The following is a 24,240-nucleotide window of genomic DNA, read 5'->3' as shown; positions in this document are numbered from 1 at the left end:
CCCTAATTCTTTTTTATAATCATTAAAATATTGTTTTACTGACTAATAATTTTCCGCTTTTTAATTGAGTTTTGATTAATAAAACTTGGTTCGTTGAATTCAGGTTTTGAATAATCAGTTCAGAACTATTTACATTTGGCATTTCATAAAGAAGTTTTCCTTTTAAATCATAAACCGATACCATATCAATTGTTTGCTCAATAGTATTCACTTTTATTTGATCATTATTAATGGATATGATTGCCTTATTTCTGTTTTTATTAGTAGTAACAAGACCGTTAGAATTGTTATTTGGATCAGTGACAACAGAATTGGATCCGTTTGGATTAGTTACCGCAGGTGGAGAAACGATTGGAGTTGTTACAACTACAACCGGATCTGAAACAACTGGAGTCGGTGCTGGCACAACTGGATCAGTTACAGCTGGTGGAGTGACAACTGGGTCAACTACAACTACAACCGGATCTGAAACAACTGGAGTCGGTGCTGGCACAACTGGATCAGTTACAGCTGGTGGAGTGACAACTGGGTCAACTACAACTACAACCGGATCTGAAACAACTGGAGTCGGTGCTGGCACAACTGGATCAGTTACAGCTGGTGGAGTGACAACTGGGTCAACTACAACTACAACTGGTTCTGTTACAACCGGAGTTGGTGCAGTCACAACTGGATCAGTTACTGCTGGCGGAGACACAACTGGGTCAGCTACAACTACAACTGGATCTGAAACAACTGGAGTTGGTGCAGTCACAACTGGATCAGTTACTGCTGGGGGAGTGACAACTGGGTCAACTACAACTACAACAGGTTCTGTTACAACCGGAGTTGGTGCAGTCACAACTGGATCAGTTACTACTGGCGGAGACACTATAGGAGTCGGCGCTGTCACAACTGGATCGCTTGCAACTGGAGTTTGGGTTACTGGAGGAACAATCACAACTGGATCAGTCACAACTGGATCTACATTTGCAGGAGGCGTAGCAACAACTGTATTGTCAATATAAACCAATACAAAACGATCATTAAACCTTCCCGTAGAAGTTGAAAAACTATATGAACCCTTTTTTAAATTATGAAATACTCCTGTAGTTTTATCTTCAAGGAATATATCCTGATTAACTAAAACACCATCTACATGATCAATACTTATCTCAAAAGTACCCGCTATCACCGTTTTATAGCCCAACGGCACTACATCAGTATTTACAAACGGAAGAGCACGCCCTTGAATTGTCAAATATTTATCGCTATTAATACTATAAAAATCAACATAAGGATTAGAATCCATACTCACTCCATCATATAAATTATCCCATCCATTGGTAGCGCCAGTAACATAGCCAACTAATATTTGTTTAAAAGCACCTCCTGTATTTGTAAAATTCAACCAAACACGATTTCTTTCTGTTACCGCATTTATTTTGTTCTTTGCAATTTTGTTGGAAAAAGTATTCCTAACAACTGATACATCTTTAAATGAAACTTCATTGCCTTTTGTAATAGCAAAAGAATCACTACCAACCTCTTTTCCAAATGTCATTTGCGAAACAAAAAAGAGAACATTAATTAAAAGTAGAATTTTTTTCATTGTAGTAAGGTATTAGATATTATATTGACTATTGAACGACCTTTTCTATAGATCTATCTATATTCACAAAAGCAACTAACAAACAAACTCTAATCAAATAGTATTATTTATCAATCCTGTACAATAAATAACTATTCTCATTATCATATTCTATGCTTTATGCTTTCTTTAGAAAGCTCCCATTTGTTAGTTGTTTAAAAAATTAGCGGTTTGCGTACATCTAAATCTTTTAAAAATCTGTCCAAATAACCAAAGATATAAGTGGCTGATTAGTAGTGTATGAAAATGTATTATGAACAGTATTAAAGTTAATGAATTGTATTTAATAAATCGAAAAAATGCATATTTTATCGATGAAATACATGTTTATTTTTTTAGTAGAGTATTTTTACTACAATAAATGAATTATTTTTCAATTGAAACATCTGCCTTATAATAAATAACAAAAAAGCTTGTAATATCATAAAAATTATTAATTGTCTTATCACAAAATAGCGATGCACAATTCAAGAGTATGAAAACGATAGAGTAAAAAGGGAGTATAAATCGAAAGGATATTTTATGCCTGAGGAGTAGAAGAAGATGAGGTAAAATTGTGTTCGGACGGTTTCAGAATAATGACTTTTCGGAAATTATTACCCCCTCAGGCTCTCGTGCAATGTCATTAAGTTAAGAATGATTTGGCCGTTACTGTGTCATTTCGACAAAGAAGAAACGAAGTTCAGCGAAGCTAAATTACATAACGTGAGTCATTAGTGAGATTGCTTCGCCAATTCGCTTTCGCTCGTGTCCTCATTCTTCGGAATGACAAAACGATGGCTTTATATCCTTAACTTAATGACATTGGGCTCTCGTTAACACAAACAAAATCTGCCTGTCAGGTTATACCAAACGAAATTATATCTAAACCCTAATACTTCTGGTATTATGCCGATGTAATATGAAAATAGTACAATGCAATTGGACTATATTGAATATACAATCGGTATTATATGTTTGAAACCTCACAACTCGCATTATGAAAAACCGGAAAATTGCAGGAATTGGCAATAAAGCACAATTGATTTGCTTTTTGATGCAGTTCTAAGGCCAATTGGATTTTATCTGAATCGGTAATTGTTACTTTCGGGTTTAATGTAACTTCTGTAAAACGGCCGCTTCCATCAGGATTTACTTCAAGTGTAGCTTCGGCATTGTCGGAATAATTCAGGACTTCTATTCCGTTTTGGGAACAGACGTATAAATACGACATCATGTGACAGGAAACCAAACTACTTAAAAGCAAATCTTCGGGATTGTATAAAGAGGGATCGCCTTTGAAAGCTTTTGCTGCAGAAACATCTAAAACTGGTTTGCCTTCAATCTGAATTTGATGGCTTTTGCTATAAAATTTTGTAGTTCCTTCTTGTTTATTCTTTGAAGTCCAATTTAGCTGCGCTTTGAATAGATGTTTCATTTGATGTCTTTTGCTATTGCTAAAATAATGTTTTTAATCTGACCTAGATTAGTGTTTTTTTAAGCCATAGATTACACGGATTTAAAAGATTAATCTGTTAAATCCGTGTAATCCGTGGCAAAAAGCAAATTATAACTTTGCGTTCAGTGCAATTAAATTATCCCCAATAAAAAACCCCGAATGTATGAGGCCATCCGGGGTAAAAACCAACAAAACGTTTATTTTTGAGAAAGAGGTTCAACAAGGAACAATTGTTCGGGAATGTTTTTTACATTATTTAACCGAAAATTTGAAAGTTGTTTTTGTTTTATAGTTTTCTCCCGGACTCAAGACAGTCGTTGGGAAATCTTTTTGATTTGGTGAATCTGGATAATGTTGTGTTTCCAGGCAAAATCCGGTTCTGTGAGCATAAGTTCCTCCGTTTCTCATAGGCAAAGTTCCATCAAGGAAGTTACCGGAGTAGAATTGGATTCCAGGTTGGTCCGTGTAAACTTCCAATAATCTACCGTTTGCAGGGTAGTAAGCAGAGGCAACTAAACGATCTCCTTTACCTTGGTTGTTCAAGACCCAGCAGTGGTCATAACCCAATCCTCTTTTTATTTGCTCGTCATTAGCATTGATTTCCTTTCCAACCAATTTTGGTTTTCTGAAATCAAATGGGGTATTGGTTACATCCGTCAATTGACCTGTTGGAATAAGCGTAGCGTCCACAGGAACCAATTTGTCGGCATCAATCATGATTTCGTGGTCTAAGATTGGTTTAGTGAAATCAGATGACAAGTTGAAATACGAATGTTGAGTCAAGTTAACCACCGTTTTCTTGTCGGTAGTAGCTTCATACTGTACGTCCAAAGCATTGTCTTTGTTCAACGTGTAAGTAACAAAAACAGTCAGGTTTCCAGGATAACCTTCTTCCATGTCTTTGGCTACATATTTTAGTTTTAGGGTAGCAACATCGCCACCTTTGGCTTCTTCAGCAGTCCAAACCACTCTGTGGAAACCTTCAGGGCCTCCGTGCAAAGCATTTGGCTCGTTGTTAATGGCCAAAGAATATTGCTTTCCGTCCAAAGTGAATTTACCTTTGGCAATACGGTTTCCGAATCTTCCGATAAGGGCTCCGAAATAAGGATTTGCTTTTTGGTATTGTTCCAATGAATTAAAACCAATTACAACTTCTTCTGATTTACCCGCTTTGTTTGGTACTTTTAGCGAAGTGATAATACCACCGTAAGTGATGATATTTACTTCCATACCTTTGTGGTTTTTCAGGGTGTATTGGTCTATTTGTACTCCTTTATCGGTTTTACCATATACCGATTTTGCTATAGATACTGAGTCTGTAGCGTTAGCTTCCAGAGTGGTTTCTGCTCCGTCTGCTTTTTTTTCTCCTTTACACTGTACATTCATACTTGCTAAACTTAAAATGGAAATTCCATAGATACAACGTTTTACTAGATTCATAAATATTATTGGTTTTTTAGTTAATTAAAAACATAAAGGCAAAAGCCTTGAAACCAAATGTATTAAAATTAAATTTTACTTTTTGGACTTCAAGGCTTTGTTGTTTCTGTTTAAAACAGATTACAATCTTGTTTGAAAGATATGAAAGTACGCTTCATTAGCGTTCAATGTATCTTTAAAGTTACGGATAGTTGTATTGTTGTCAATTACAACCAATTCGATACCGGCAATATCGGCAAAATCTTCCATGAATTCAGTAGTTACCGCTTGGCTGTAAACAGTATGGTGTGCACCACCTGCAAGAATCCAAGCTGTAGCAGCTACGTCAAGGTTTGGTTTGCAATCCCACAATACGCGAGCTACAGGAAGTTTTGGTAAATCAGCCATTGGTTTTACTGCTGTTACTTCGTTTACGATTAATCTGAAACGAGTTCCCATATCTACCAAAGACACGTTGATAGCATCTCCTGCAGGAGAATTGAATACCAAACGAGCCGGATCTTCTTTACCACCAATTCCTAACGGATGTACTTCGCAATTTGGTTTTCCGTCTGCAATAGAAGGACAGATTTCCAACATGTGCGATCCTAAAACGTATGATTTTTGAGGAGTAAAGTGATAAGTATAATCTTCCATGAAAGAAGTTCCTCCTTCAAGTCCAATGTTCATTACTTTTAACGCTCTAACCATAGCAGCTGTTTTCCAATCTCCTTCACCACCAAAACCGTAACCATCAGCCATTAAACGTTGTGTAGCAATACCTGGTAATTGTTTCCAGGCTCCTAAGTTTTCGAAAGTATCGGTAAATGCTCCAAATCCTCCTTCTTCAAGGAACGCTCTTAATCCTAATTCGATTTTTGCAGCATCCGCCAATGATTGTCTTTTGGCTCCGCCTGCTTTTAAATCATCTGTTAAATTATAAGAAGCTTCGTAAACGGCTAATAAATCGTTCAATTGTTTGTCGGTTACTTTTTCTATGTGTTTAGTCACATCCGAAGAATCGTATCCGTTAACAGAAACTCCAAAACGAATTTGAGCTTCTACTTTATCACCTTCAGTAACGGCAACTTCACGCATGTTGTCTCCGATACGTGCCACTTTTAGGTTTTGCAATTCATTCCAACCTAGAGCAACTCTTGTCCAGTTTCCAATTTTAGTTTGAACGCGCTCGTCTTCCCAATGTCCAACAACCACTTTACGTTTTTTACGCAATCTTGACATGATGAAACCAAATTCTCTGTCTCCGTGAGCCGATTGGTTCAGGTTCATAAAATCCATATCGATAGAACTCCATGGAATTTCAGCATTAAATTGTGTATGCAAGTGGCATAATGGTTTGTTTAAAATGCTTAAACCACCAATCCACATTTTAGCTGGAGAGAAAGTATGCATCCAAGCCACGATACCAATACAGTTTTTGTTTGAATTAGCTTCCAAACATACATTTGTGATTTGCGCAGGCGATTTTACTACATCTTTATATACCAATTTTACCGGTATTTTAGAAGAGGCGTCCAATCCTTTTGCGATGATTTGTGAATGCTCAGCCACTTTTTTTAGCGTTTCTTCGCCGTATAACTCTTGGCTTCCTACTACAAACCAAATTTCTTTTTGGGATATATCAATTTTCATTGTTTAGTATTTATTCGTTTATATGTTTTTATTTGTTTACTATTTCTGATTTTAAGATTTCAATCGTTTTGTAGAGCTTATATTATTTTCATAAACCTGCATGTTGAAATCTAAAATCTGCAATCTTTTTACTGTCCGTAATACGAATCTTTTCCGTGTTTACGTTCGTAATGTTTTTTGATCAAAGAATCTTTCAATCTTGGGGCAGTTGGGTTTATTTGCAAAGTCAGGTAAGCCATTTCAGCTACAACTTCAAGGACTTTACTGTTGTAAACAGCTTTAGCTGCATTTTTTCCCCAAGCAAAAGGCCCGTGATTTCCTATCAGAATCATTTCTACTTCTTCATAAGAAAGATTTTTTTCTTTGAAACAATCCAAAATCTGGATTCCGGTATTGTGCTCATAATTCCCTTCGATAAGTGAATCGGCCATTGGGGGCGCACACGGGATGTCTGCAGTCAAGTGATCGGCATGTGTAGTTCCGAAAATCGGAATGTCACGTTGTGATTGTGCCCAAGCTACCGAATAAGTCGCGTGAGTATGCGCTACTCCACCAATGTTTGGCCAGTTTTTGTATAAATACGCATGTGTTTTTGTGTCCGAAGATGGACGCATGGTTCCTTCGATAATGTTGTTGTCAAAATCGACAATGACAATATCTTCCGGTTTTAGGTCTTCGTAAGGAACACCGCTTGGTTTAATGGCGAAAACACCATTTTTTCTGTCGACTGCGCTAACGTTTCCAAAAGTATAAACTACCAAATTCAATGCGTTCAACTGCATATTCGCTTCGTAGCATTCTTGTTTTAAATCTTTATATATAGAGCTCATTATGTTGTTTTTTAATAGATGGATCTGCAAATGCACTTAATTGTTCGTAAGCCAAAAGCAATTTATTGTAAGCGGCTACTTTGTCTAGTTGTGGAGTATATTCACTTTCAAAAGGGCTTCCCATTTTTTGGCTAGCCTCAATTACATTTGGATAAATTCCGGCAGCAACAGCAGCATAAATGGCAGCTCCCAATGCTGGTGCCTGGTCAGAAATCGCTACTTTGATTGGTTTGTTTAGCACATTGGCCAAAGTTTGCATGATGAATGGAGATTTACGAGCCACACCACCAATTCCGATTACAGTGTCAATTCGAACACCTTCTTCTTCAAAACGATCTACGATTTTTTTAGATCCAAAACAAATAGCATTTACTAAAGATTTGAATACATGAGGCGCTTTGGTTCCTAATGATAAGTTAGAAATGGCGCTTTTAAGTTCCTGATTAGCATCTGGAGTTCGTCGCCCGTTGATCCAATCCAGTGCGATTGGCACACTTTCAGACAAAGGAATTTTTTCAGCTTCAATAGTTAGTTCTTTGATAAGGTTATCACCGATTTCCGCTTTCAATTGTTCTTTTTGTTCTGCTGTCAAAAGAGTAGAAGAAGTCAATAAATTTTCGGTTGGCCACATTAATAATTCTTTGTACCAAGCCAATACATCTCCAAAAGCAGATTGTCCGGCTTCAAGTCCGATGTATCCGGGAATTACCGATCCGTCAACTTGTCCGCAGATTCCACGAACAGTTTTTGATCCGATAGATTCTTTGGTGTCAACAATAATATCACAGGTTGAGGTTCCCATAACGCGAACCAAAGTGTGTTCTTCGATTTTTGCACCTACTGCTCCAGAGTGAGCATCGAATGTTCCCACTGCGATAACAGTATCAGTTGAAAGTCCCAAACGAGTTGCCCATTCTTGGTTTAAGTTACCTGCAACTAAATCGGAAGTATAAGTTTCATCGTATAATTTTCCACGAAGAGAAGCCAAATAAGGATCTAATTTTTCTAAAAATTCAACAGGAGGCAAACCATTCCAGTCTTCGTGCCACATTGCTTTGTGACCTGCTGCGCAACGGCTTCTTTTGAACGATTTCAAATCTTTATTGTCGATTAACAAATACGTCATCAAGTCGCAATGTTCCATCCAAGTATAAGCCGCTTTTTTAACTGCTTCGTCTTCTCTGGCAACATGAAGGATTTTAGCCCAAAACCATTCAGAAGAATAGATTCCTCCTTCGTATTTGGTAAAATCTTCGCCACCCCAATTGGCAGCCAATTCATTGATTTCGTTAGCTTCGTTTATAGCTGTGTGATCTTTCCATAACACCATCATGGCATTTGGATTATGTTCAAAACCTTTAGTCAGTGCCAATGGAGTTCCATCTTCGGCAACTGGCACAGGAGAAGATCCGGTTGTGTCAATACAAATGCTTCGTATCAAGGACGGATCCACTTTGCTGTTTTCTACCACATATTTTATTGTAGTTTCTAATCCTTCGATATGATCCAAAGGATGTTGGCGAAACTGGTTTATTGAGGCGTTACAATATTCTTTGTTTTTCCATCGCTTGTAATCGCAAACGTTTGATGCCAATTCCTGTCCATTTTCAGTATCTATCAATACCGCACGAACAGAATCTGAGCCGTAATCTAATCCTATTACATAATTTTTCATCACAAATCTTTTAAATTATCGACAAATATAATATAAATATTTAATAAGTGTATAAAAAACACTTAATTTATTTTTTGTTGCAACTTCAATTAAAACTCCATATTCCAAAAGGGTTTATGGAGAAAACTAAAAACACATATTAAAACAGTAAATGCATAAATGGTATAATATGTGTTTTTGTATTTCATTTATTTCATTTTCAACTTTAAAACAGACACCGAGTAGGCTGGAAGGTTCAATTGTGCTTTCTCTCCTTTCAAGGCATATTCGCTTTCTTTTGGGCTTATTTTTTTAGGTTCTGCAAATGAATTTTCGTCTTGCAGGTTTGCACTTGTCAATGTGATTAACTTTCCATTTGATTGCAGTTTACTACCTTTTAAGTCAACGGTTACGTCTTGTGCTTTTGCCGACGTATTTACTAATTTTACGATTATCTCTTTGGTGTTTTCATCTTTCACCGCTGATGCAAACAAATCGTTTTGTCCAATAAGTGCTTTACCATCTTTGGTTATAGATAATAAATCGGTTCCTTTATTGTTTGAGAATAACTTTTGGACATAATAATTAGCCGAACCATAAGATTCCAAGTTATTGAACCAAATCATGTCCGGTGTCCATTGCCAAGCTTCGGCGTGAGCCATCAGTGGAGCATAAGAAGTTAGATAAACTACTTCGGCGTTACGTTCCAAACCAGTCATGAAAGCCGCTTCAGAGAAAGCACATTCCCAGTTGTTTTTATTATCAGGACTTGCAATCGCGACACTTTGAGCAGCATATTCACCGGCAAATACTTTTGGTCCTTTGCGGTCGTAATTGTCATAACGAGTAGCATTTTCTCTAAACCATTTTGGATTTTTATAGTAATGCTCGTCTACAATTTGGGCATTCAATTTCTTAAGTTCCTGCATGCCATACTCAAAATAATCTCCTTCAGGAAACGGTCCTGCTCCCGAAACAATCGTAATTGTTGGGTATTTGGCTTTGATGGCTTTTTCAAAAACTTTATATCTTTCGATGTATTGTGGTCCCCATTGTTCGTTTCCAACTCCGATGTGTTTTAAGTTGAATGGTTTTGGGTGTCCCATATCGGCACGAACTTTACCCCAAGGCGTATCAACACCTCCGTTTGCAAATTCAATTAAGTCTAAGGCGTCTTGAACATAAGGATCCAATTCGGCTAAAGGAACCAATTCACCTGTGTTGAACTGACAAGCCATTCCGCAACTCAAGATAGGTAGAGGTGCTGCTCCAATATCTTCGGCAAGTTGGAAATATTCAAAGAATCCTAATCCGAAAGTTTGAAAATAATCAGGAGCCAGTTTATGAGCAAATTCCATATTCCAACGGTTGATTAGCGTTTCTCTTTTATCTACATCGCCAACTGTTTTTTTCCATTGATAGCGTTGTGCCAAAGTTTTTCCTTCAACAATACAACCACCAGGGAATCTAAGGAATCCCGGTTTCAAATCATATAATAATTGTACGATGTCTTTACGTAATCCATTTTTTCTGTTGTTCCAAGTTTCTTCCGGGAATAGTGAAATCATATCCAAATCGATAGTTCCTGTTCCTTCAAAAGTGATTTTTAATTTAGCTTTAGCTTCGGTTTGAGTAGCTGTTAATTGCGCTGTGTAGTTTTGCCAGTCAGAAGCCGATGGGGAAATGCTAGTCTCACCTAATACTTTTTTGTCTTTATCAATAAATTGGATAATGATTTTTTTGATGCTTCCACTTGGGTTCGACGCTTTTAGTGAAAGATTGTATTTTGCGTCTTTCTTGATTCCCATGCCGCGGAATCCTTCATTGATTAATTCGTAACCTTTGTCATCGTTTACAAGAACTCGGCAAAAATTAGGATTGGTCTTGTTTTCCAATACGTTGATCGTCGTAGCAATACCCGATTCTTTGTTGTACGAATGTCTGTCGCTCTTTGGTTGTATCCAGCCCATAAGTGGCGTTTCAAATTCGAAAGAACGGTTTTTTACCATTTCGGCATACAGACCGCCATCGGCAGCAAAATTGATATCTTCAAAAAACACCCCATACATCGTAGGTTGAATTTTGGTTATGGTTTTAGTGGTGTTTACTTCGAGAGTCGTTTTTTGGGCATTGGCATAAATACCGTTTAGCAACAGCCCGCAAAGTGTTATTTTGGTTATTAAATTCGGTTTCATTTATTTTTTATTTAAAGTTTTTGAGAGTGAATTTTAGTCTGATTCTTTTTTAAAATAATTTGCAAATTGAATTAGATCAAAGAACAAAATCTTGACATTTTCAATCTAAATTAATTTGTCAAAATCACACCTCCATTTGGTTGAATTGCCAAAGACACTTCTCCATTTTTACTAATTTTTATATTTTTCATTTCCGGTTTATTTCCTTTTTCATCGGAGTAATAGGAAACTTCTTTATCTGTAAACATTGGTAGTTTTACCTTTATTTTTAAGATTTCTTTCGTGGCATTTATTCCTGCAACATACCATTTGTCATTATGTCGTCTCGCCAATATGCAGTATTTTCCTGGGTAGCCATCGATGTAACGTGTTTCATCCCAAGTTGTAGGGACTTTTTTCATGAAGTCAATTGCAAATGCGGGTGCATCTGTCAAATTATTTGGAGCAATTGCAAACATTTGTACCGAACTTTGAAACAAGACCGCTGTCGATAATTCGAATACATCGCCTGTCATTCGGATTCTGCCGCCGTCATTTGTTCTATTGTGTTTTTTATTTAGTAAAACAGGGCCAAACTCCATAGATCCAACTGCATTTCTTATGAAAGGATGCAAGGAAGCACTAAATGCCTCAAGGTCGTTTGACCTTTGTGTGAAAATTAAATTTTCGGAAGCTAAAACAGCCTCGCTGCTAACATAGTTTGGATACATTTTTTCCCAACCTCTCGGTAGTGTACAACCATGAAATATTATCATCAGGCCATATTCATTAGCATCAGATAAAATATCTTCATACAGTTTGATTGTTTCCTGCTTATCGCCTCCAAAGAAATCAACTTTTAGGCCTTTAACTCCTTGGCTTTTTAACCATTTCATTTCTTTCTTTCTTGCAATCGAATTGTTCATGCGCTGTTTTGCACCTTGTGGTGCATCATTCCATTGCCCATTTGAATTATACCATAGAAAAACATCGACTCCTTTGGATTGGGCATATTTGAATAATGAAGGCAAGCGATCTTGACCTATTTGCTTATCCCAAAGGCCGTCAATCAAAACATATTCATAGCCCATGGTTGCTGCAAAATCGATGTATTTAACTTGGTCTTCGTAATTGATACTATGATCCTGCCACATGATCCAGCTCCAAGTGCTTCGGCCAAACTTATATTTTTGAGAAGGTTCGTACAGCGGTTTTACAACGTCAAAAGGTACTGTTGTTTCTACAATTGGCTTAAGGTTGTCTCCAACTGTTATCGTACGCCAAGGTGTCTCGCCGGGAAGACTCATTGCGGGTTGTGGAGTACCGCTGCCATTATTTTCCTGAGCGTTTGGAAAAGCTATTGTATAGATACCATCTTTTGTTCCATCACTCAAATGCGATCCACAATACGAACTGTTAACACCTGTTTCTGAAACTAGAGCCCAACCATTATTGGCAACATGAAAAAGTGAAGGAAAAGTATATCCTTGTCCGTATTTTGAAGGAGTTCCTATTGGCTCATCAGCAACATATTCTTCCTCATAACTTGGTTTTGTTCGCATCCAGCCAATCATTGGGGTAGCTTGTGAAGTTAAAAAAGTGGTAGTATTTTGAGGGAAATTAAATCCTGTAATCTCTTTTTCAACAATACAACAAGCAGTTTCGCCTTGCTGTGGAAGAGAATATTTAAAAGCAACATCATTATTTCCTACTCTGAAAATAAAATCGATATTCTGTTTTTTCTCATTGGTCAGAGTCAAAACAATTTCTTTGGCCTGATAATGAACTGATGAAACTTTTATCTTTTCAAGTTCATATTTTTCATCAATGTTATTTTCCTTAGCCGAATTAAATGTCATTCCTTTCGAGAAATCTCCATGATTGGTTATAAGTCCCAAAGGAGATTTTTCAACCAACAAATTGTTATTATAGACAACGGAATAGGATGGAATTCCTTGGTCTACATAAAAATTCAATAGTAATTTACCATTTTCGGAAGTAACAGTTTTTACTTGCCCAATCGCAAAGATTGGAAGTAAAAGAAGTAATAAGTTGTTTGTTATTAATTTACGCATGCTTTATTTTATTTATCAGGACTGTTTTGAGTATAAATGCTAATTGCTAAAAAACTTAGTTGCTAATGTTTATTTTAAATCTATCCAAACTTTCATTTTTCCAACACCTCTGTTTGACCAGGAATAATATGGAATTGCTTTTAGTTTTGAGGTTTGAATAGTATTTACACCTTCCAAAAGGTTATTCTCTTTGGTCACTTTGAAAGTATCATTGGCATTAATAGTGATTTTTCCAAAGTCCGTAGGGTTGTCTATTTCTTCAATAGCATACACAATCGGACCGTATTCCAAAGCTACTTTACCGATGTTGCCTTCAACTTTGCTATTGGTTACCACTTCTTTTACTTCCATTGGGAAATCCAGTTTTATGGTATCACCTTTTTTCCATTTTCTGGTAATGATAATATATCCTTTTTCTTCTGATTGATTGAAAGGGATTTCGTTTACAGTTACCTTGGTTACAAGAGATGAAGCTGATTTATAGCTGTACAAATCGCCTGGTAAAACTTGGTTTCTAGCCCAGCCCGGAATTCTTAATTTGATAGTGAATTCACTTTCTTTTTGTGGAGAAACAGTTAATGCGACTTTGCCATCCCAAGGATAATCGGTTTGCTGTGAAATTTCCAAAGCTGTTTTGTCCAATGTGATTTTTGCTGTATTAGAAGCGTATAAATTAACATAAAGAATGTCTTTGCTTGTTGAATAAATCAATCCCGGAATTGAAGGGATAAAGCGAATTAAATTGGTTGGACAACAAGAACAATCAAACCATGCCTGACGTGTGCAGGAACCTCTGTTGTTTTTGTGAACTCCATCTGATTCCAATGCATTTGGGTAGAAGAATTGTTTTCCATCTAATGAAATTCCTGAGATTAATCCGTTGTATAAACTGCGTTCTATTATGTCAAAATAATCCGAATTTCCGGTTAGGCTGTGCAGTCTGTGGTTCCAATAAACATCACCAATGGCAGCACAAGTTTCGTTGTAAGCGGTAAGATTTGGCAATTCATAGTCTTTACCGAAAGCTTCTCCTTCATGTTTGGCTCCGATTCCGCCTGTGATGTACATTTTTTTGTTGACCATATTGAGCCACAAATTATTCACAGCATTCAGATAACTTTGATCGTTATATATCGCAGCAATATCAGTCATTCCTGCATACATATAAACCGCTCTCACGGCGTGGCCTACAGCTTCCTTTTGTTGGATTACTGGTATGTTGTCTTGTGCATAGGCTCCATACAACTTATGGTTTTTCGGATTTCCTCTATTGTCAAGAAAGTATTTGGCTAAAGTTAAATAGGATTTGTTATTGGTAATTTTATAGAGATTGACCAAACCGGTTTCAACTATTTGATGCCCCGGAACACCATGAACCTGATCTGGTTTGTCGCCAAAAGTACGGACTAGCATATCGGCAGTTTTGATGGCGATGTCCAGGAAGTTTCTTTTTCCGGTTGCTTTATAGTGTACTACCGCGGCTTCAATCATATGTCCAGGGTTGTACAATTCGTGGCTAATTTGCAGGGATTCCCATCTTTTTCCTTCAATAACAGGAACCCACGTTGCTGGTGGTTTAGCAGGATTGATAGTTCTCCAAGTAGTTAAATACCCGTCTTTTTCTTGTCCCACTTTGATAATTGCGATAAGGGAATCTAAAAGTTTTTCCAGTTTAGGGTTAGGTTCGCTTATCAGCGTATTTGAAGCTCCTTCGATTATTTTGTACACATCGGTATCATCAAAAGGCATTTGTCCTTTGACTTCGCCTTTCATTTTTCCGCCTGCAATTAGGAAATTGTCCAAACGTCCTTCTTCTTCGCATTTGTGAATGGCATAGTCTATGGTTTTTTCTTGTACTCTTTTTATAACAGGAAGCCAAAAGGCATCTGTGATTTTAACATCTTTGATATTAACTGGTGTGATTGGATATCCATTTTTTTTTGCAGTACTGTTTTGGGCATTTATTTTTCCAAAGACGGAAAATAAGATAAACAGAAAATAAACATGTCTTTTTAAATTGAGAAAGTTCATAAAATTGTTTTTTAATATGTTTTTTACACTTGTAAAACGGCTTGCTTTTTTGCAGGATAAGCTGTAGCTCTATTCTGATTATTAGATTTTTATTTTCCTTCTAAAACAACTACTGAGAAAGGAGGAATATTGATTTCAAGTTTTCCTTTTTTGTTTTCAAAACCTTTGAAAATTGTTGGAACAATTTTGTTTGGTGTATCAAATGAATTGTAATCTTGGAGTTTTGATGAGGTAAGAATCGTTCCAGTTATGGATTTAATTCCAAGTTCATTGATGTCAACTACAACGGTGTTTCCTTTTTTTGCATCGACATTTACCAAAGAAATGTGTACTGCTCCATTTTTATCTTTCGAAGCAGAAGCAGATATTGCAGGTAAACTTTCTCCATTTACTGTGTATAAAGGCGATTCAAAACTAACAGGTAATAATTTGGCATCCTGATGAACGCTGTACATTTTCATGACTTGATAAGTCGGCGTTAAAATCATTTTGGTTTTATCGGTAAGGATTACTGCCTGCAAAACGTTAACGCATTGCGCTAAATTTGCCATACGAACCCTGTCAGCATGATTATTGAAAATGTTAAGAGTAGATCCAGCCAAAACAGCGTCTCTCATAGTATTTTGTTGGTATAAAAACCCAGGATTTGTACCACTTACAACTTCATACCAGCCTCCCCATTCATCGACAATCATCGCTACTTTTTTCTGAGGATCGTATTTATCCATTATGGCAGAATGTTTAGTAACCAATTCTTCCATTTTCAAGGCTGATTGCATTGTTTTGAAATATTGCTCTTCAGTATAATTAACACCGTCTCCTTTTTTATTCCAATCAATTACTGCATAATGATGAACTCCAAGTCCTCCTAACATATTTAACGGAATGTTTTTCATCAATACTTCTGTCCAGTTATAATCAGAACTGTTAGATCCGGAAGCAATACGGGTTAAACCGCCTGTATTTTCCCAATCCGACATGAAAGTGGCAAATTTGCGGTATTCTCCGGCATAATATTCTGCTGTCATATTTCCACCGCAACCCCAGGCTTCATTTCCAATTCCCCAGTATTTTACTTTCCAAGGTTCAGTTCTTCCATTTTTTCTACGCAAATCACTCATCGGACTTTTACCTCCAAAGTTGGTGTATTGTACCCAGTCGGCTAGTTCCTGAACGGTTCCGCTCCCAACATTTCCTGATAAATAAGGTTCTGCTCCTAGAAGTTCACACATGTTTAGGAAATCATGAGTTCCAAAACTATTGTCTTCGGTTACGCCACCCCACCATTTATTTACGATTGTAGGTCTGTTTTCCTTAGGTCCAATACCATCTTTCCAGTGGTAAGTATCGGCAAAACATCCTCCAGGCCAACGTAGATTTGGAATTTTTAAATCTTTTAAGGCAGCAATAATGTCATTACGAACACCTGCTGTATTTGGTATTTTTGATGTATCGCCTACAAAAAATCCGCCGTAGATACATCTTCCTAAATGTTCGGCAAAATGGCCGTAGATGTTTTTGTTGATAGTTGGGGCGTTTTCAGTATTTTTTATAGTAACGACCGTAGCTTCTTTTTGCGCAAAACTTGCTTGACTGGAAAGCGCAATAATCGACAAGAATAATAAGATTTTTTTCATGATATTTTTAGTTTTTGAATGATAACATTCGTGGTTTTTAATGTTTTTTGGTTATTGAATTTTGTCCTGGTTTTAATTGATGGATATTAAAAACAAGTTTTTAAATAGGGGTTGAATACATTTTAGTTTAATTTATGGCAACATCTAAAAATTAGTTTAAAGTTTTTTGACCACAATTCAGTCTTTTTTGCGATAGTTTTCTTGGTTTATGAATGATTCTGTATGTTTTTCAGAATTACTCATGGGTTTTATGAAGTTGGAATTCTTTATTGAAAACTACTTTGTCAATTTATTAAGTAATAATAGTTGTAAAAGTTTCTAAAAGGTATTGTCATAGCATCTGCAGAGTTTAAGTGTGTTTTTTACATTTGTAAATGTAGTTAAAAAAAAAGCACAAAAACAAATTAGTTTTCTAAAAAAAGCCGATAAAAAAACACATATCGTAATTTTAAGCTAAAAATGATTTGAAATATGCTTTTTTAAAATTGAAAAAAGTTTTCGTTACTTGTAAACGCTGAGAAATTGCTTATTCATAAAAATTTTCCCTACATCGTAATTTGTTTACAAAAGAAAGTTTTTGATTACAAAAATGAATTTTAAAATCAATTGTTTAATTGTTTTTATTATTTTTTTCGTGTTAAATTTTAGCTTGTTGAAGTTGGAAATCGCATATAAATGTATTTTTAACACTTAATAAAAATAATAAATCAAAAAATTAAGTTAAAAAAAGGGCGTTAAATCCTTAATTTTATAATTTCATTAATAAAGAGGATTCAAGAAAGTGATTTGTATAAAATGATATATTGTAAAGCAAATCAGTGGTTTAATGTACTTTTGTGTTTTTTTGTTTTATTAGTGTGAAAACCACATTAAATAAAGTTTGCTAGTTTTAAGGAAGTTACTATATTTACCGTCAAATTTTTACACGTAAATATGTTAAACAGTTATAGTACCGAAGATAAGGTTTTATTGGCGGTGGATTGTATCATTTTCGGTTTTGATGAAGAGGATGGATTGAAGATTCTTTTGATTAAAAGAGATTTTGAACCGGAAAGAGGGAAATGGTCATTAATGGGGGGATTCCTTAAAAATGAGGAGGTATTGGATGATGCTGCTATCAGGGTCTTAAATACTTATACTGGTTTACAGGATATTTATATGGAACAGCTCTATACTTATAGTGAAATAGACCGTGACCCGGTGGAAAGAACCATATCTGTGGCTTATTATGCATTGATTAACATCGAAGAACATAACGCCGAATTGATTCAGAATTACCACGCCAAATGGTTCACTGTTTCCGAAGTTCCAAAATTGATTTTTGACCACGATAAGATGTTGGATCACGCTATTAGAAGATTGCGTTATAGAACGTCGATGAGACCGGTAGGTTTCGAGCTTTTGCCTGAGAAATTCAAAATGAGCCAGTTGCTTAAATTGTATGAATCAATTTTGGATAAAAAAATCGACAAAAGAAATTTTATTAGCAAAATAAACTCATTGGATATTTTGATAAAATTAGATGAGAAAGATATGACTTCATCCAGAAAAGGTTCTTATCTCTATACCTTTGACAAAGAAAAATATGACGCTAAACTCCTGAATGATTTTGCGATAAATTTTTAAGACTAAGCTAACTGTTTGTTGAAAATAAAAAAAGGAAGATTCTTTAATTAGAATCTTCCTTTTTTGTTTGGGGAAAACGGATTTTATAGCTAGATCTAGCTGTTTCCTTTTTGGTAATCAGCCAAGAAAGTGGCTAGTCCGCTATCGGTAAGTGGATGTTTCAACAATCCGGTGATGGATGATAGTGGTCCTGTCATTACATCCGATCCCAATTTGGCACAATTAATAACGTGCATAGTATTTCGAACCGAAGCTGATAAAATTTGAGTTTGAAAATCGTAATTGTCATAAATCTGTCTGATATCGGCGATCAGTCCCATACCGTCGGTACAAATATCATCCAGTCTTCCTAAAAATGGGGAAACATATGTAGCTCCGGCTTTGGCAGCAAGTAATGCTTGTCCTACTGAAAAAACCAAGGTGACATTAGTTCTGATTCCTTTATCCGAAAAATATTTACAGGCTTTTATTCCGTCCTTGATCATTGGGATTTTAACCACGATTTGAGGGTGCAATGCCGCCAGTTTTTCTCCTTCGGCTATCATGCCTTCATAATCGGTTGAGATTACCTCGGCACTTACATCGCCATCAACCAATTCACATATTTTTACGTAATGTGCGAGGATGTTGTCTGCTCCTGTGATTCCTTCTTTTGCCATTAGCGAAGGATTTGTAGTTACTCCGTCCAAGATTCCTAAATCATTGGCTTCTTTGATGTCTTTTAAATTTGCTGTATCGATAAAAAATTTCATTTTTTTGAGTTGCTAAGAACCTAAGTCACTGAGTTACTAAGATTCTGGGTTTATAATTTTTTTTTAAAGTTGCTAAGATTCTAAGCTCCTAAGTTGCTAAGATTTTCACTTAGAAACTTAGCATCTCAGAAACTTAATTACTTGTTTTAGTTGCTTAGAATCTTTGCACTTTCTTCAATATATTTTAATATTTCGGCACAAACGCTTTGACTGTTAAAGCCGAATTTTTCGTCCAAAACACTTGCTGGTGCGGAATATCCAAAATGATCCAGTCCTACTATTTTTCCGCTATCACCGATTAATCCTTCAAGATTTACCGGAAGTCCTGCTGTAAGTCCGAAGACTAGTTTTTCTTTCGGAATAATGCTTTCTTGGTACGTTTTGGATTGTGATTTAAATAAGCCTTCAGAGATTATCGAAGCGATGTTTATTTTCAGGTTATGTTCTTTTTCCAAGATTACCGCAGCATCAATCAGTGTTGAAACTTCAGATCCGTTTGCGATTAAAGTAATGTCCGGATTTTCCGTTTCTTTTACCAAATAGCCTCCTTTTTTGGCGGCAGTAGCTTCCTGATATCTAGAAGTAGCAGCTGGAATATCTTTGATGCCTTGTCTTGAAAGGATTAAAGCCGTTGGAGTTTTAGTGTTTTGTAAAGCCATATCCCATGCTACAGAAGTTTCTACTGCGTCGGCTGGGCGTAATGCCAATAAACTTTGGTGTCCTTTATGGTTTTTTACTTTTTCCAACAAACGCATTTGTGCTTCCTGCTCGATAGGCTGATGCGTTGGTCCGTCTTCTCCCACGCGGAAAGAGTCGTGAGTCAAAACGTATTTTACAGGAAGTTCCTGAATGGCGGCCAATCGGATGGCAGGTTTCATATAATCAGAGAATACGAAGAAAGTTGCCACTACAGGAATTACTCCGCCATGCAAAGCAATACCGTTAGCGATAGAAGTCATTGTTAATTCGGCAACACCCGCTTGTAAAAAGGCACCGCTGAAATTATTTTTTTGCAATACGGATGATTTTTTCAAGAACCCATCAGTTTTGTCACTGTTTGATAAATCGGCAGAAGAAACGATGATGTTTTCTACATTTTCCGCCAAATAACCCAACACCGCAGATGAAGCGTCTCTAGTGGCGCAATTTGGTTTTTGAACGACACTGCTTAAATCCAATTCCGGTAATTTGCCTGATAGAAACAGTTCCATTTTTTGTGCCAAAGTTGGATTTTCATTTTCCCATTGTGCAATTTGCTGTTTTTTCGATGCCGCTTTTTCTGTTTTTTTAGCTAAAATATCAGAATAATAAACAGCAACATCACCAAAAATAGCAAATGGATCTTCTGGATTTGCGCCTAGGTTGATCAAGGTTTTTGTGTAGTCTGCTTTGGTGTCGCCAATAGGTTTTCCGTGCAATTCGCATTCGCCCTCATACATAGAACCATCGGCTGTAACGCAACCTTTACCCATGATCGTTTTTCCGATAATCAAAGTTGGTCTTTCGGTTTCTTGGTTAGCAGTGTCTAATGCTTTACGGATTTCCGAGTGGTTGTGCCCATCAATAGTGATTACATTCCATCCCCAAGACTTGTATTTCATGGCAGTATCTTCAGAAGTTACCTCATCAGTCATCGAAGAAAGCTGTACATCATTGGAATCATAGAACATAATGAAATTGTTCAATCCTAAATGTCCTGCGATTCTTCCTGCTCCTTGCGAAATCTCTTCCTGAACACCTCCGTCAGTGATGAATCCGTATATTTTGTGGTCAAAAAGCCCTTCGAATCTAGCTCCGAGGAATTTAGCAGCAATCGCAGCACCCACACCCATTGCATGTCCTTGTCCAAGAGGCCCGGAAGTGTTTTCGATTCCTCTTAAAACATCAACTTCTGGGTGTCCAGGTGTTACCGAACCCCATTGTCTAAATTGTTGCACATCTTCTTTTTTGTAGTTTCCTAGTAAATAGTATTGTGCATACATCAAAGCCGATAAGTGTCCAGCATCCATAAAGAATCGGTCTCTAAAAGGCCAATCCATTTGGGTAGGATCATAATTCAAATATTCAGTGTATAAGATGTGCATGAAATCGGCACCTCCCATGGCTCCTCCAGGGTGTCCTGAATTTGCTTTTTCTACCATTGAAATAGCCAGTGCTCTAATATTGTCAGCGGCTAATTGGTCCATTTTTTGGTTCATAATTTTTCTAATTTGGTTGTATTATATAAGTGGTTACTATCTATACCTTTTTCAGATTTTTTGAAAAATCAGTTCAAAGGAGTGTTTTGTTTTTAGTGTTTCAAAGAAACATTCTTTGGGATTTAAGATGAGATAGGTTTTAATCTCTCTACAAATTTAAATCGAATAATTGAAGTTTATTATTTTGGTTTGTCTTTTTGAATAACCATCTATTTTTGAGATGGTACGGAAGATAAAAATAATAAGTGTAAAAAATACATTTGCAAATATAGATAAATTTGTTTTACAATAACAAAAAGAAATTGTCTATTTTTTTCTTTTGGAATTTTGGTTTTTTATTCTTTGGATGATGGCAAAAAAGCCAATTGTCTCCTTTTAGCCCCGGGTGAAGAGGAAATCGTCTTGTATCTCGTCCCTAAAAGACGAGATACAAGACGATTGAAACGGAAAACGGGACGATATTGGCAAGAAGGCCAGATCATTCCGCTCCAAAACTTAATTATTTTGTTTTTGCTTTAATGCGATAAACAGTAAATGAATAAGCGGGTAATTCCGTATTTGTTAACTCCGACAAAGAGGCGGTGGAAACCGTTGCTTTTGCGTTTTTGTCACTTGGGTCGCCTTTCAGTACGCTTTTTATAGCTTCTTTGTTTTCAAGGCTTCCATTTTTTAAATCGATTGACGTATTTACCGCAACTGGTAGCATATTCACCAGTTTTACGATTAGGTCATTAGTTTTTGTGTCGCGAACTACCGAAATAGCGATGCGGTTTTTTACATTTTCCTGATTGTTGGAAAGCTTGGTTTCGCTCGGGATGTATTGGTCACCGGAGTTTTGTCCATAGAGTTTTTGTACTTCGTAACCAACAGTTGGTCTCACCTCGGTATTGTTGAAATAAATAAGGTTAGGGTTCCATTGTGTATGTTTGTCTTTCGCCAATAATGGAGCGTAAGAAGCCATGCTCACCACATCGCCATTGCGCTCAACCGAGGTTAGGTACAAGGCTTCGGACAAAGCCGTTTCGATATTATTAGGCCTTCCCGGTAAATGAGAGGCGTATTCGCCAAGATACACTTTCGGTTTTGAGCCATCGTAACTGTCATAATAATCTTGATTGTAGATAAACCAGCCCGGAGATTGGTAATAATGTTCATCAACCATTGGAACGCTTAGTTTTGTCGCGATATCCCATCCTTCCTGATAATCGGTTCCTTCAAAATTAGGACCTACAGTACCGATTACAGTTATTTCAGGATGTTTTTCTTTGAGGGCTTTGAAAATCATCGTAAAACGTTCTTCGAAAATATCAGTGATTAAATCTTCATTTCCGATGCCTATGTATTTTAGGTTAAAAGGTTTTGGATGTCCGGCTTCGGCGCGTTTTTTACCCCATTTGGTTGTTACGTCACCATTGGCATATTCGACCAAATCCAAAATATCCTGAACGTAGTCGGCCATTTCTGCCATTGGGATTCCGCATTGTTGACCCGCGCCTCCTGTTGATGAATTTTGACACGGAACTCCGGCAGCGATTACTGGTAGTGGAGCGGCTCCGATATCTTCACAAAATTGGAAATATTCGAAATAACCTAATCCGACTGTTTGATGATATCTCCAAAGGTTGCTCATAGGTTTTCTGGTTTCAAGCGGACCAATGGTGTTTTTCCAACGATAGATATTTTCTAATCCGTCTCCGTGCGCAACACAGCCGCCCGGGAAACGCATGAATTTTGGTTTTAGGTCGGCTAGGGGTTGAGCCAAATCGGCGCGTAAACCATTTTTACGGCCTTTGAAAGTTTTTTGAGGGAAAAGCGAAATCATGTCCAAATCCAATGTTCCTATCATTTGCGGAACGATTTCGAGGCTTGTATTGGCTTCGGTGGTTTTGGCTGTAATGGTTGTGTTGTATTTTTTCCAGTCTTTACCAATGGTTGGAATCGAAGCTTCACCATAAACTTCTCCGTTTTTACCAGCGAGACGGATAATAAGTTTGCCCGCTTTACCTTCAACAGCTCTGGCAAATACTGAAAAATCATATTTTTCACCAGCCTTAACGGCAATTCCGTCAAAACCTTCGTTGACTAAGGCCGTTTTGCTATCTTTGACTGTAAGTTTTGCGTAATGTTTGTTGTTGGGATGAATAGGGTTGATAGAATCGATAACGTAATTTGAACCATCGCCTTTCAAACTCCAGGCTTTGGTGCTGTTCCAAGTCTTGTCCCTGCCTTTAGTATCGGCAAGGATATATTCGAAATCTCTGTTTTGAACCAATTCGGCATACAAACCGCCGTCAGCGCCATAGTTGATATCTTCAAAAAAGATACCGATTAACGAATTGCTGATTTTTTTACTTTTTGAGGCATCAACAGTGAACTTTGCTTCTACAGGTTTCAACGAAGCAAAACGCTCGTTGTCTGTTTTGGTAGTTTCTGCCCAAAGTTGGCTTTTGTAGGCTGCTAATTGTTGGGTTTTGATTAGTCCTTCGACTACGTTCCAGGCCACTTTATTGATTGAGCCTGTTTCTGATTTTCCTGAAATCAAAACAGTAGCGCGTGAGCTTTTGTATTCGGATACAGGAAGGCTTTTCGTTTCAGAAAATTTTTTAAAATCTTTAGTTGTTGTGTACCAAGCCTTGGTCTCTGTTTGATCTTTGCTTAACCAAGAGATCGTGTATTCCTCTTTTTCCTTGTTAAAGGTTACCTCTGGAGTCAGGCAGTTTTTATTGTTCATGACAACAGGGTAGGACTGACGTCCCCAATAAAGTAAATCTTTGGAAGAAGCGTGAGCAAAATTTCCGTCTTTTTCATTCAAACTCCATACACAATGCCAGAAACCATCGGCGCCCAAGAACAGTACAGGATCAACCATTCTTTTTTCAGATCCCCAAGCGCCGAAATCGGAGTGGATGTAACTAAATTCAGGGCCAATCGGATGCCAGCTGATTTTGTCCGTGCTCCAGGCAAAATGTAATCCGTCGAAACTTTTCCCTGAAGTGTAAGAGAAAATATAGGCTGATTCCGGATTTTTACCAAAAGCAGATAATGCCGACAGACATACAATTAGCAATGCCAGAAAGTGTTTTTTTTGTTTTTGAAATTTGAAAATAGGAATCATGATGCTAT

General features: G+C 36.9%; 14 protein-coding genes. 1 reads left to right on the top strand and 13 read right to left on the bottom strand.

Going from position 1 to position 24,240, the window contains the following annotated elements; translation table 11 throughout:
- Positions 1 to 22 precede the first annotated feature (22 nt).
- The 10 genes from OZP12_RS00910 to OZP12_RS00865 all read right to left on the bottom strand — a co-directional run bounded on the left by OZP12_RS00910 (position 23) and on the right by OZP12_RS00865 (position 16,541).
- The gene (locus OZP12_RS00910) at positions 23 to 1,591 is read right to left on the bottom strand and encodes a DUF8693 domain-containing protein (RefSeq protein ID WP_281227166.1); all 1,569 of its coding nucleotides are present in this window, start codon (positions 1,589 to 1,591) and stop codon (positions 23 to 25) included.
- A gap of 988 nt (positions 1,592 to 2,579) precedes the next feature.
- Entirely contained in the window at positions 2,580 to 3,047 is a 468-nt protein-coding gene (locus OZP12_RS00905) for an OsmC family protein (RefSeq protein ID WP_281227165.1), read from the bottom strand.
- Positions 3,048 to 3,320: 273 nt separating this feature from the next.
- Positions 3,321 to 4,508: an aldose epimerase family protein gene (locus OZP12_RS00900; protein WP_281227164.1), complete on the bottom strand. Its 1,188-nt coding sequence runs from the start codon at positions 4,506 to 4,508 to the stop codon at positions 3,321 to 3,323.
- 120 nt (positions 4,509 to 4,628) lie between these two features.
- Positions 4,629 to 6,140, bottom strand: coding sequence for an L-arabinose isomerase (gene araA, locus OZP12_RS00895; protein WP_281227163.1), 1,512 nt, complete (start codon positions 6,138 to 6,140; stop codon positions 4,629 to 4,631).
- Between the two features lie 128 nt (positions 6,141 to 6,268).
- Positions 6,269 to 6,970, bottom strand: coding sequence for an L-ribulose-5-phosphate 4-epimerase (locus tag OZP12_RS00890; protein WP_281227162.1), 702 nt, complete (start codon positions 6,968 to 6,970; stop codon positions 6,269 to 6,271).
- The gene (locus tag OZP12_RS00885) at positions 6,954 to 8,645 is read right to left on the bottom strand and encodes a ribulokinase (protein WP_281227161.1); all 1,692 of its coding nucleotides are present in this window, start codon (positions 8,643 to 8,645) and stop codon (positions 6,954 to 6,956) included. Before OZP12_RS00885 ends, OZP12_RS00890 begins: the two co-directional genes overlap by 17 nt.
- A 188-nt stretch (positions 8,646 to 8,833) precedes the next feature.
- On the bottom strand, positions 8,834 to 10,819 hold the full coding sequence (locus OZP12_RS00880) for an alpha-L-arabinofuranosidase C-terminal domain-containing protein (RefSeq protein ID WP_281227160.1): 1,986 nt from the start codon (positions 10,817 to 10,819) through the stop codon (positions 8,834 to 8,836).
- A 110-nt stretch (positions 10,820 to 10,929) separates the two neighbouring features.
- Entirely contained in the window at positions 10,930 to 12,873 is a 1,944-nt protein-coding gene (locus tag OZP12_RS00875; protein WP_281227159.1) for a glycoside hydrolase family 97 protein, read from the bottom strand.
- A gap of 69 nt (positions 12,874 to 12,942) precedes the next feature.
- On the bottom strand, positions 12,943 to 14,904 hold the full coding sequence (locus OZP12_RS00870) for a glycoside hydrolase family 127 protein (RefSeq protein ID WP_281227158.1): 1,962 nt from the start codon (positions 14,902 to 14,904) through the stop codon (positions 12,943 to 12,945).
- Positions 14,905 to 14,993: 89 nt separating this feature from the next.
- Positions 14,994 to 16,541, bottom strand: a complete 1,548-nt coding sequence (locus OZP12_RS00865) for an alpha-N-arabinofuranosidase (protein WP_281227157.1) — start codon at positions 16,539 to 16,541, stop codon at positions 14,994 to 14,996.
- A 933-nt stretch (positions 16,542 to 17,474) separates the two neighbouring features.
- On the opposite strand from OZP12_RS00865, the gene OZP12_RS00860 reads away from it, so the two are divergent.
- Complete coding sequence (locus OZP12_RS00860; RefSeq protein ID WP_281227155.1) at positions 17,475 to 18,167, top strand: NUDIX hydrolase; 693 nt, start codon at positions 17,475 to 17,477, stop codon at positions 18,165 to 18,167.
- 95 nt (positions 18,168 to 18,262) lie between these two features.
- On the opposite strand, the gene fsa is transcribed toward OZP12_RS00860, so the two are convergent.
- The 3 genes from fsa to OZP12_RS00845 all read right to left on the bottom strand — a co-directional run bounded on the left by fsa (position 18,263) and on the right by OZP12_RS00845 (position 24,232).
- The gene (gene fsa, locus OZP12_RS00855) at positions 18,263 to 18,919 is read right to left on the bottom strand and encodes a fructose-6-phosphate aldolase (RefSeq protein ID WP_281227154.1); all 657 of its coding nucleotides are present in this window, start codon (positions 18,917 to 18,919) and stop codon (positions 18,263 to 18,265) included.
- A 146-nt stretch (positions 18,920 to 19,065) separates the two neighbouring features.
- Positions 19,066 to 21,117 carry a transketolase family protein gene (locus OZP12_RS00850; RefSeq protein WP_281227153.1) on the bottom strand — a complete coding sequence of 684 codons (2,052 nt, stop codon included), beginning with the start codon at positions 21,115 to 21,117 and terminating at the stop codon, positions 19,066 to 19,068.
- Between the two features lie 499 nt (positions 21,118 to 21,616).
- Positions 21,617 to 24,232: an alpha-L-arabinofuranosidase C-terminal domain-containing protein gene (locus OZP12_RS00845; RefSeq protein ID WP_281227152.1), complete on the bottom strand. Its 2,616-nt coding sequence runs from the start codon at positions 24,230 to 24,232 to the stop codon at positions 21,617 to 21,619.
- Positions 24,233 to 24,240 lie beyond the last annotated feature (8 nt).

The organism is Flavobacterium aquiphilum, assembly GCF_027111335.1.
GTDB classification, from domain to species: domain Bacteria; phylum Bacteroidota; class Bacteroidia; order Flavobacteriales; family Flavobacteriaceae; genus Flavobacterium; species Flavobacterium aquiphilum.
The sequence above is the reverse complement of the archived record's forward strand: the minus strand, read 5'-3'. Positions and strand labels throughout refer to the sequence as shown.

What these genes read in the sequence shown, in the direction of transcription:
- OZP12_RS00910 (WP_281227166.1), bottom strand. Translation starts at nt 1,591, where the DNA reads ATGAAAAAAATTCTACTTTTAATTAATGTTCTCTTTTTTGTTTCGCAA.
- OZP12_RS00905 (WP_281227165.1), bottom strand. Translation starts at nt 3,047, where the DNA reads ATGAAACATCTATTCAAAGCGCAGCTAAATTGGACTTCAAAGAATAAA.
- OZP12_RS00900 (WP_281227164.1), bottom strand. Translation starts at nt 4,508, where the DNA reads ATGAATCTAGTAAAACGTTGTATCTATGGAATTTCCATTTTAAGTTTA.
- araA (WP_281227163.1), bottom strand. Translation starts at nt 6,140, where the DNA reads ATGAAAATTGATATATCCCAAAAAGAAATTTGGTTTGTAGTAGGAAGC.
- OZP12_RS00890 (WP_281227162.1), bottom strand. Translation starts at nt 6,970, where the DNA reads ATGAGCTCTATATATAAAGATTTAAAACAAGAATGCTACGAAGCGAAT.
- OZP12_RS00885 (WP_281227161.1), bottom strand. Translation starts at nt 8,645, where the DNA reads ATGAAAAATTATGTAATAGGATTAGATTACGGCTCAGATTCTGTTCGT.
- OZP12_RS00880 (WP_281227160.1), bottom strand. Translation starts at nt 10,819, where the DNA reads ATGAAACCGAATTTAATAACCAAAATAACACTTTGCGGGCTGTTGCTA.
- OZP12_RS00875 (WP_281227159.1), bottom strand. Translation starts at nt 12,873, where the DNA reads ATGCGTAAATTAATAACAAACAACTTATTACTTCTTTTACTTCCAATC.
- OZP12_RS00870 (WP_281227158.1), bottom strand. Translation starts at nt 14,904, where the DNA reads ATGAACTTTCTCAATTTAAAAAGACATGTTTATTTTCTGTTTATCTTA.
- OZP12_RS00865 (WP_281227157.1), bottom strand. Translation starts at nt 16,541, where the DNA reads ATGAAAAAAATCTTATTATTCTTGTCGATTATTGCGCTTTCCAGTCAA.
- OZP12_RS00860 (WP_281227155.1), top strand. Translation starts at nt 17,475, where the DNA reads ATGTTAAACAGTTATAGTACCGAAGATAAGGTTTTATTGGCGGTGGAT.
- fsa (WP_281227154.1), bottom strand. Translation starts at nt 18,919, where the DNA reads ATGAAATTTTTTATCGATACAGCAAATTTAAAAGACATCAAAGAAGCC.
- OZP12_RS00850 (WP_281227153.1), bottom strand. Translation starts at nt 21,117, where the DNA reads ATGAACCAAAAAATGGACCAATTAGCCGCTGACAATATTAGAGCACTG.
- OZP12_RS00845 (WP_281227152.1), bottom strand. Translation starts at nt 24,232, where the DNA reads ATGATTCCTATTTTCAAATTTCAAAAACAAAAAAAACACTTTCTGGCA.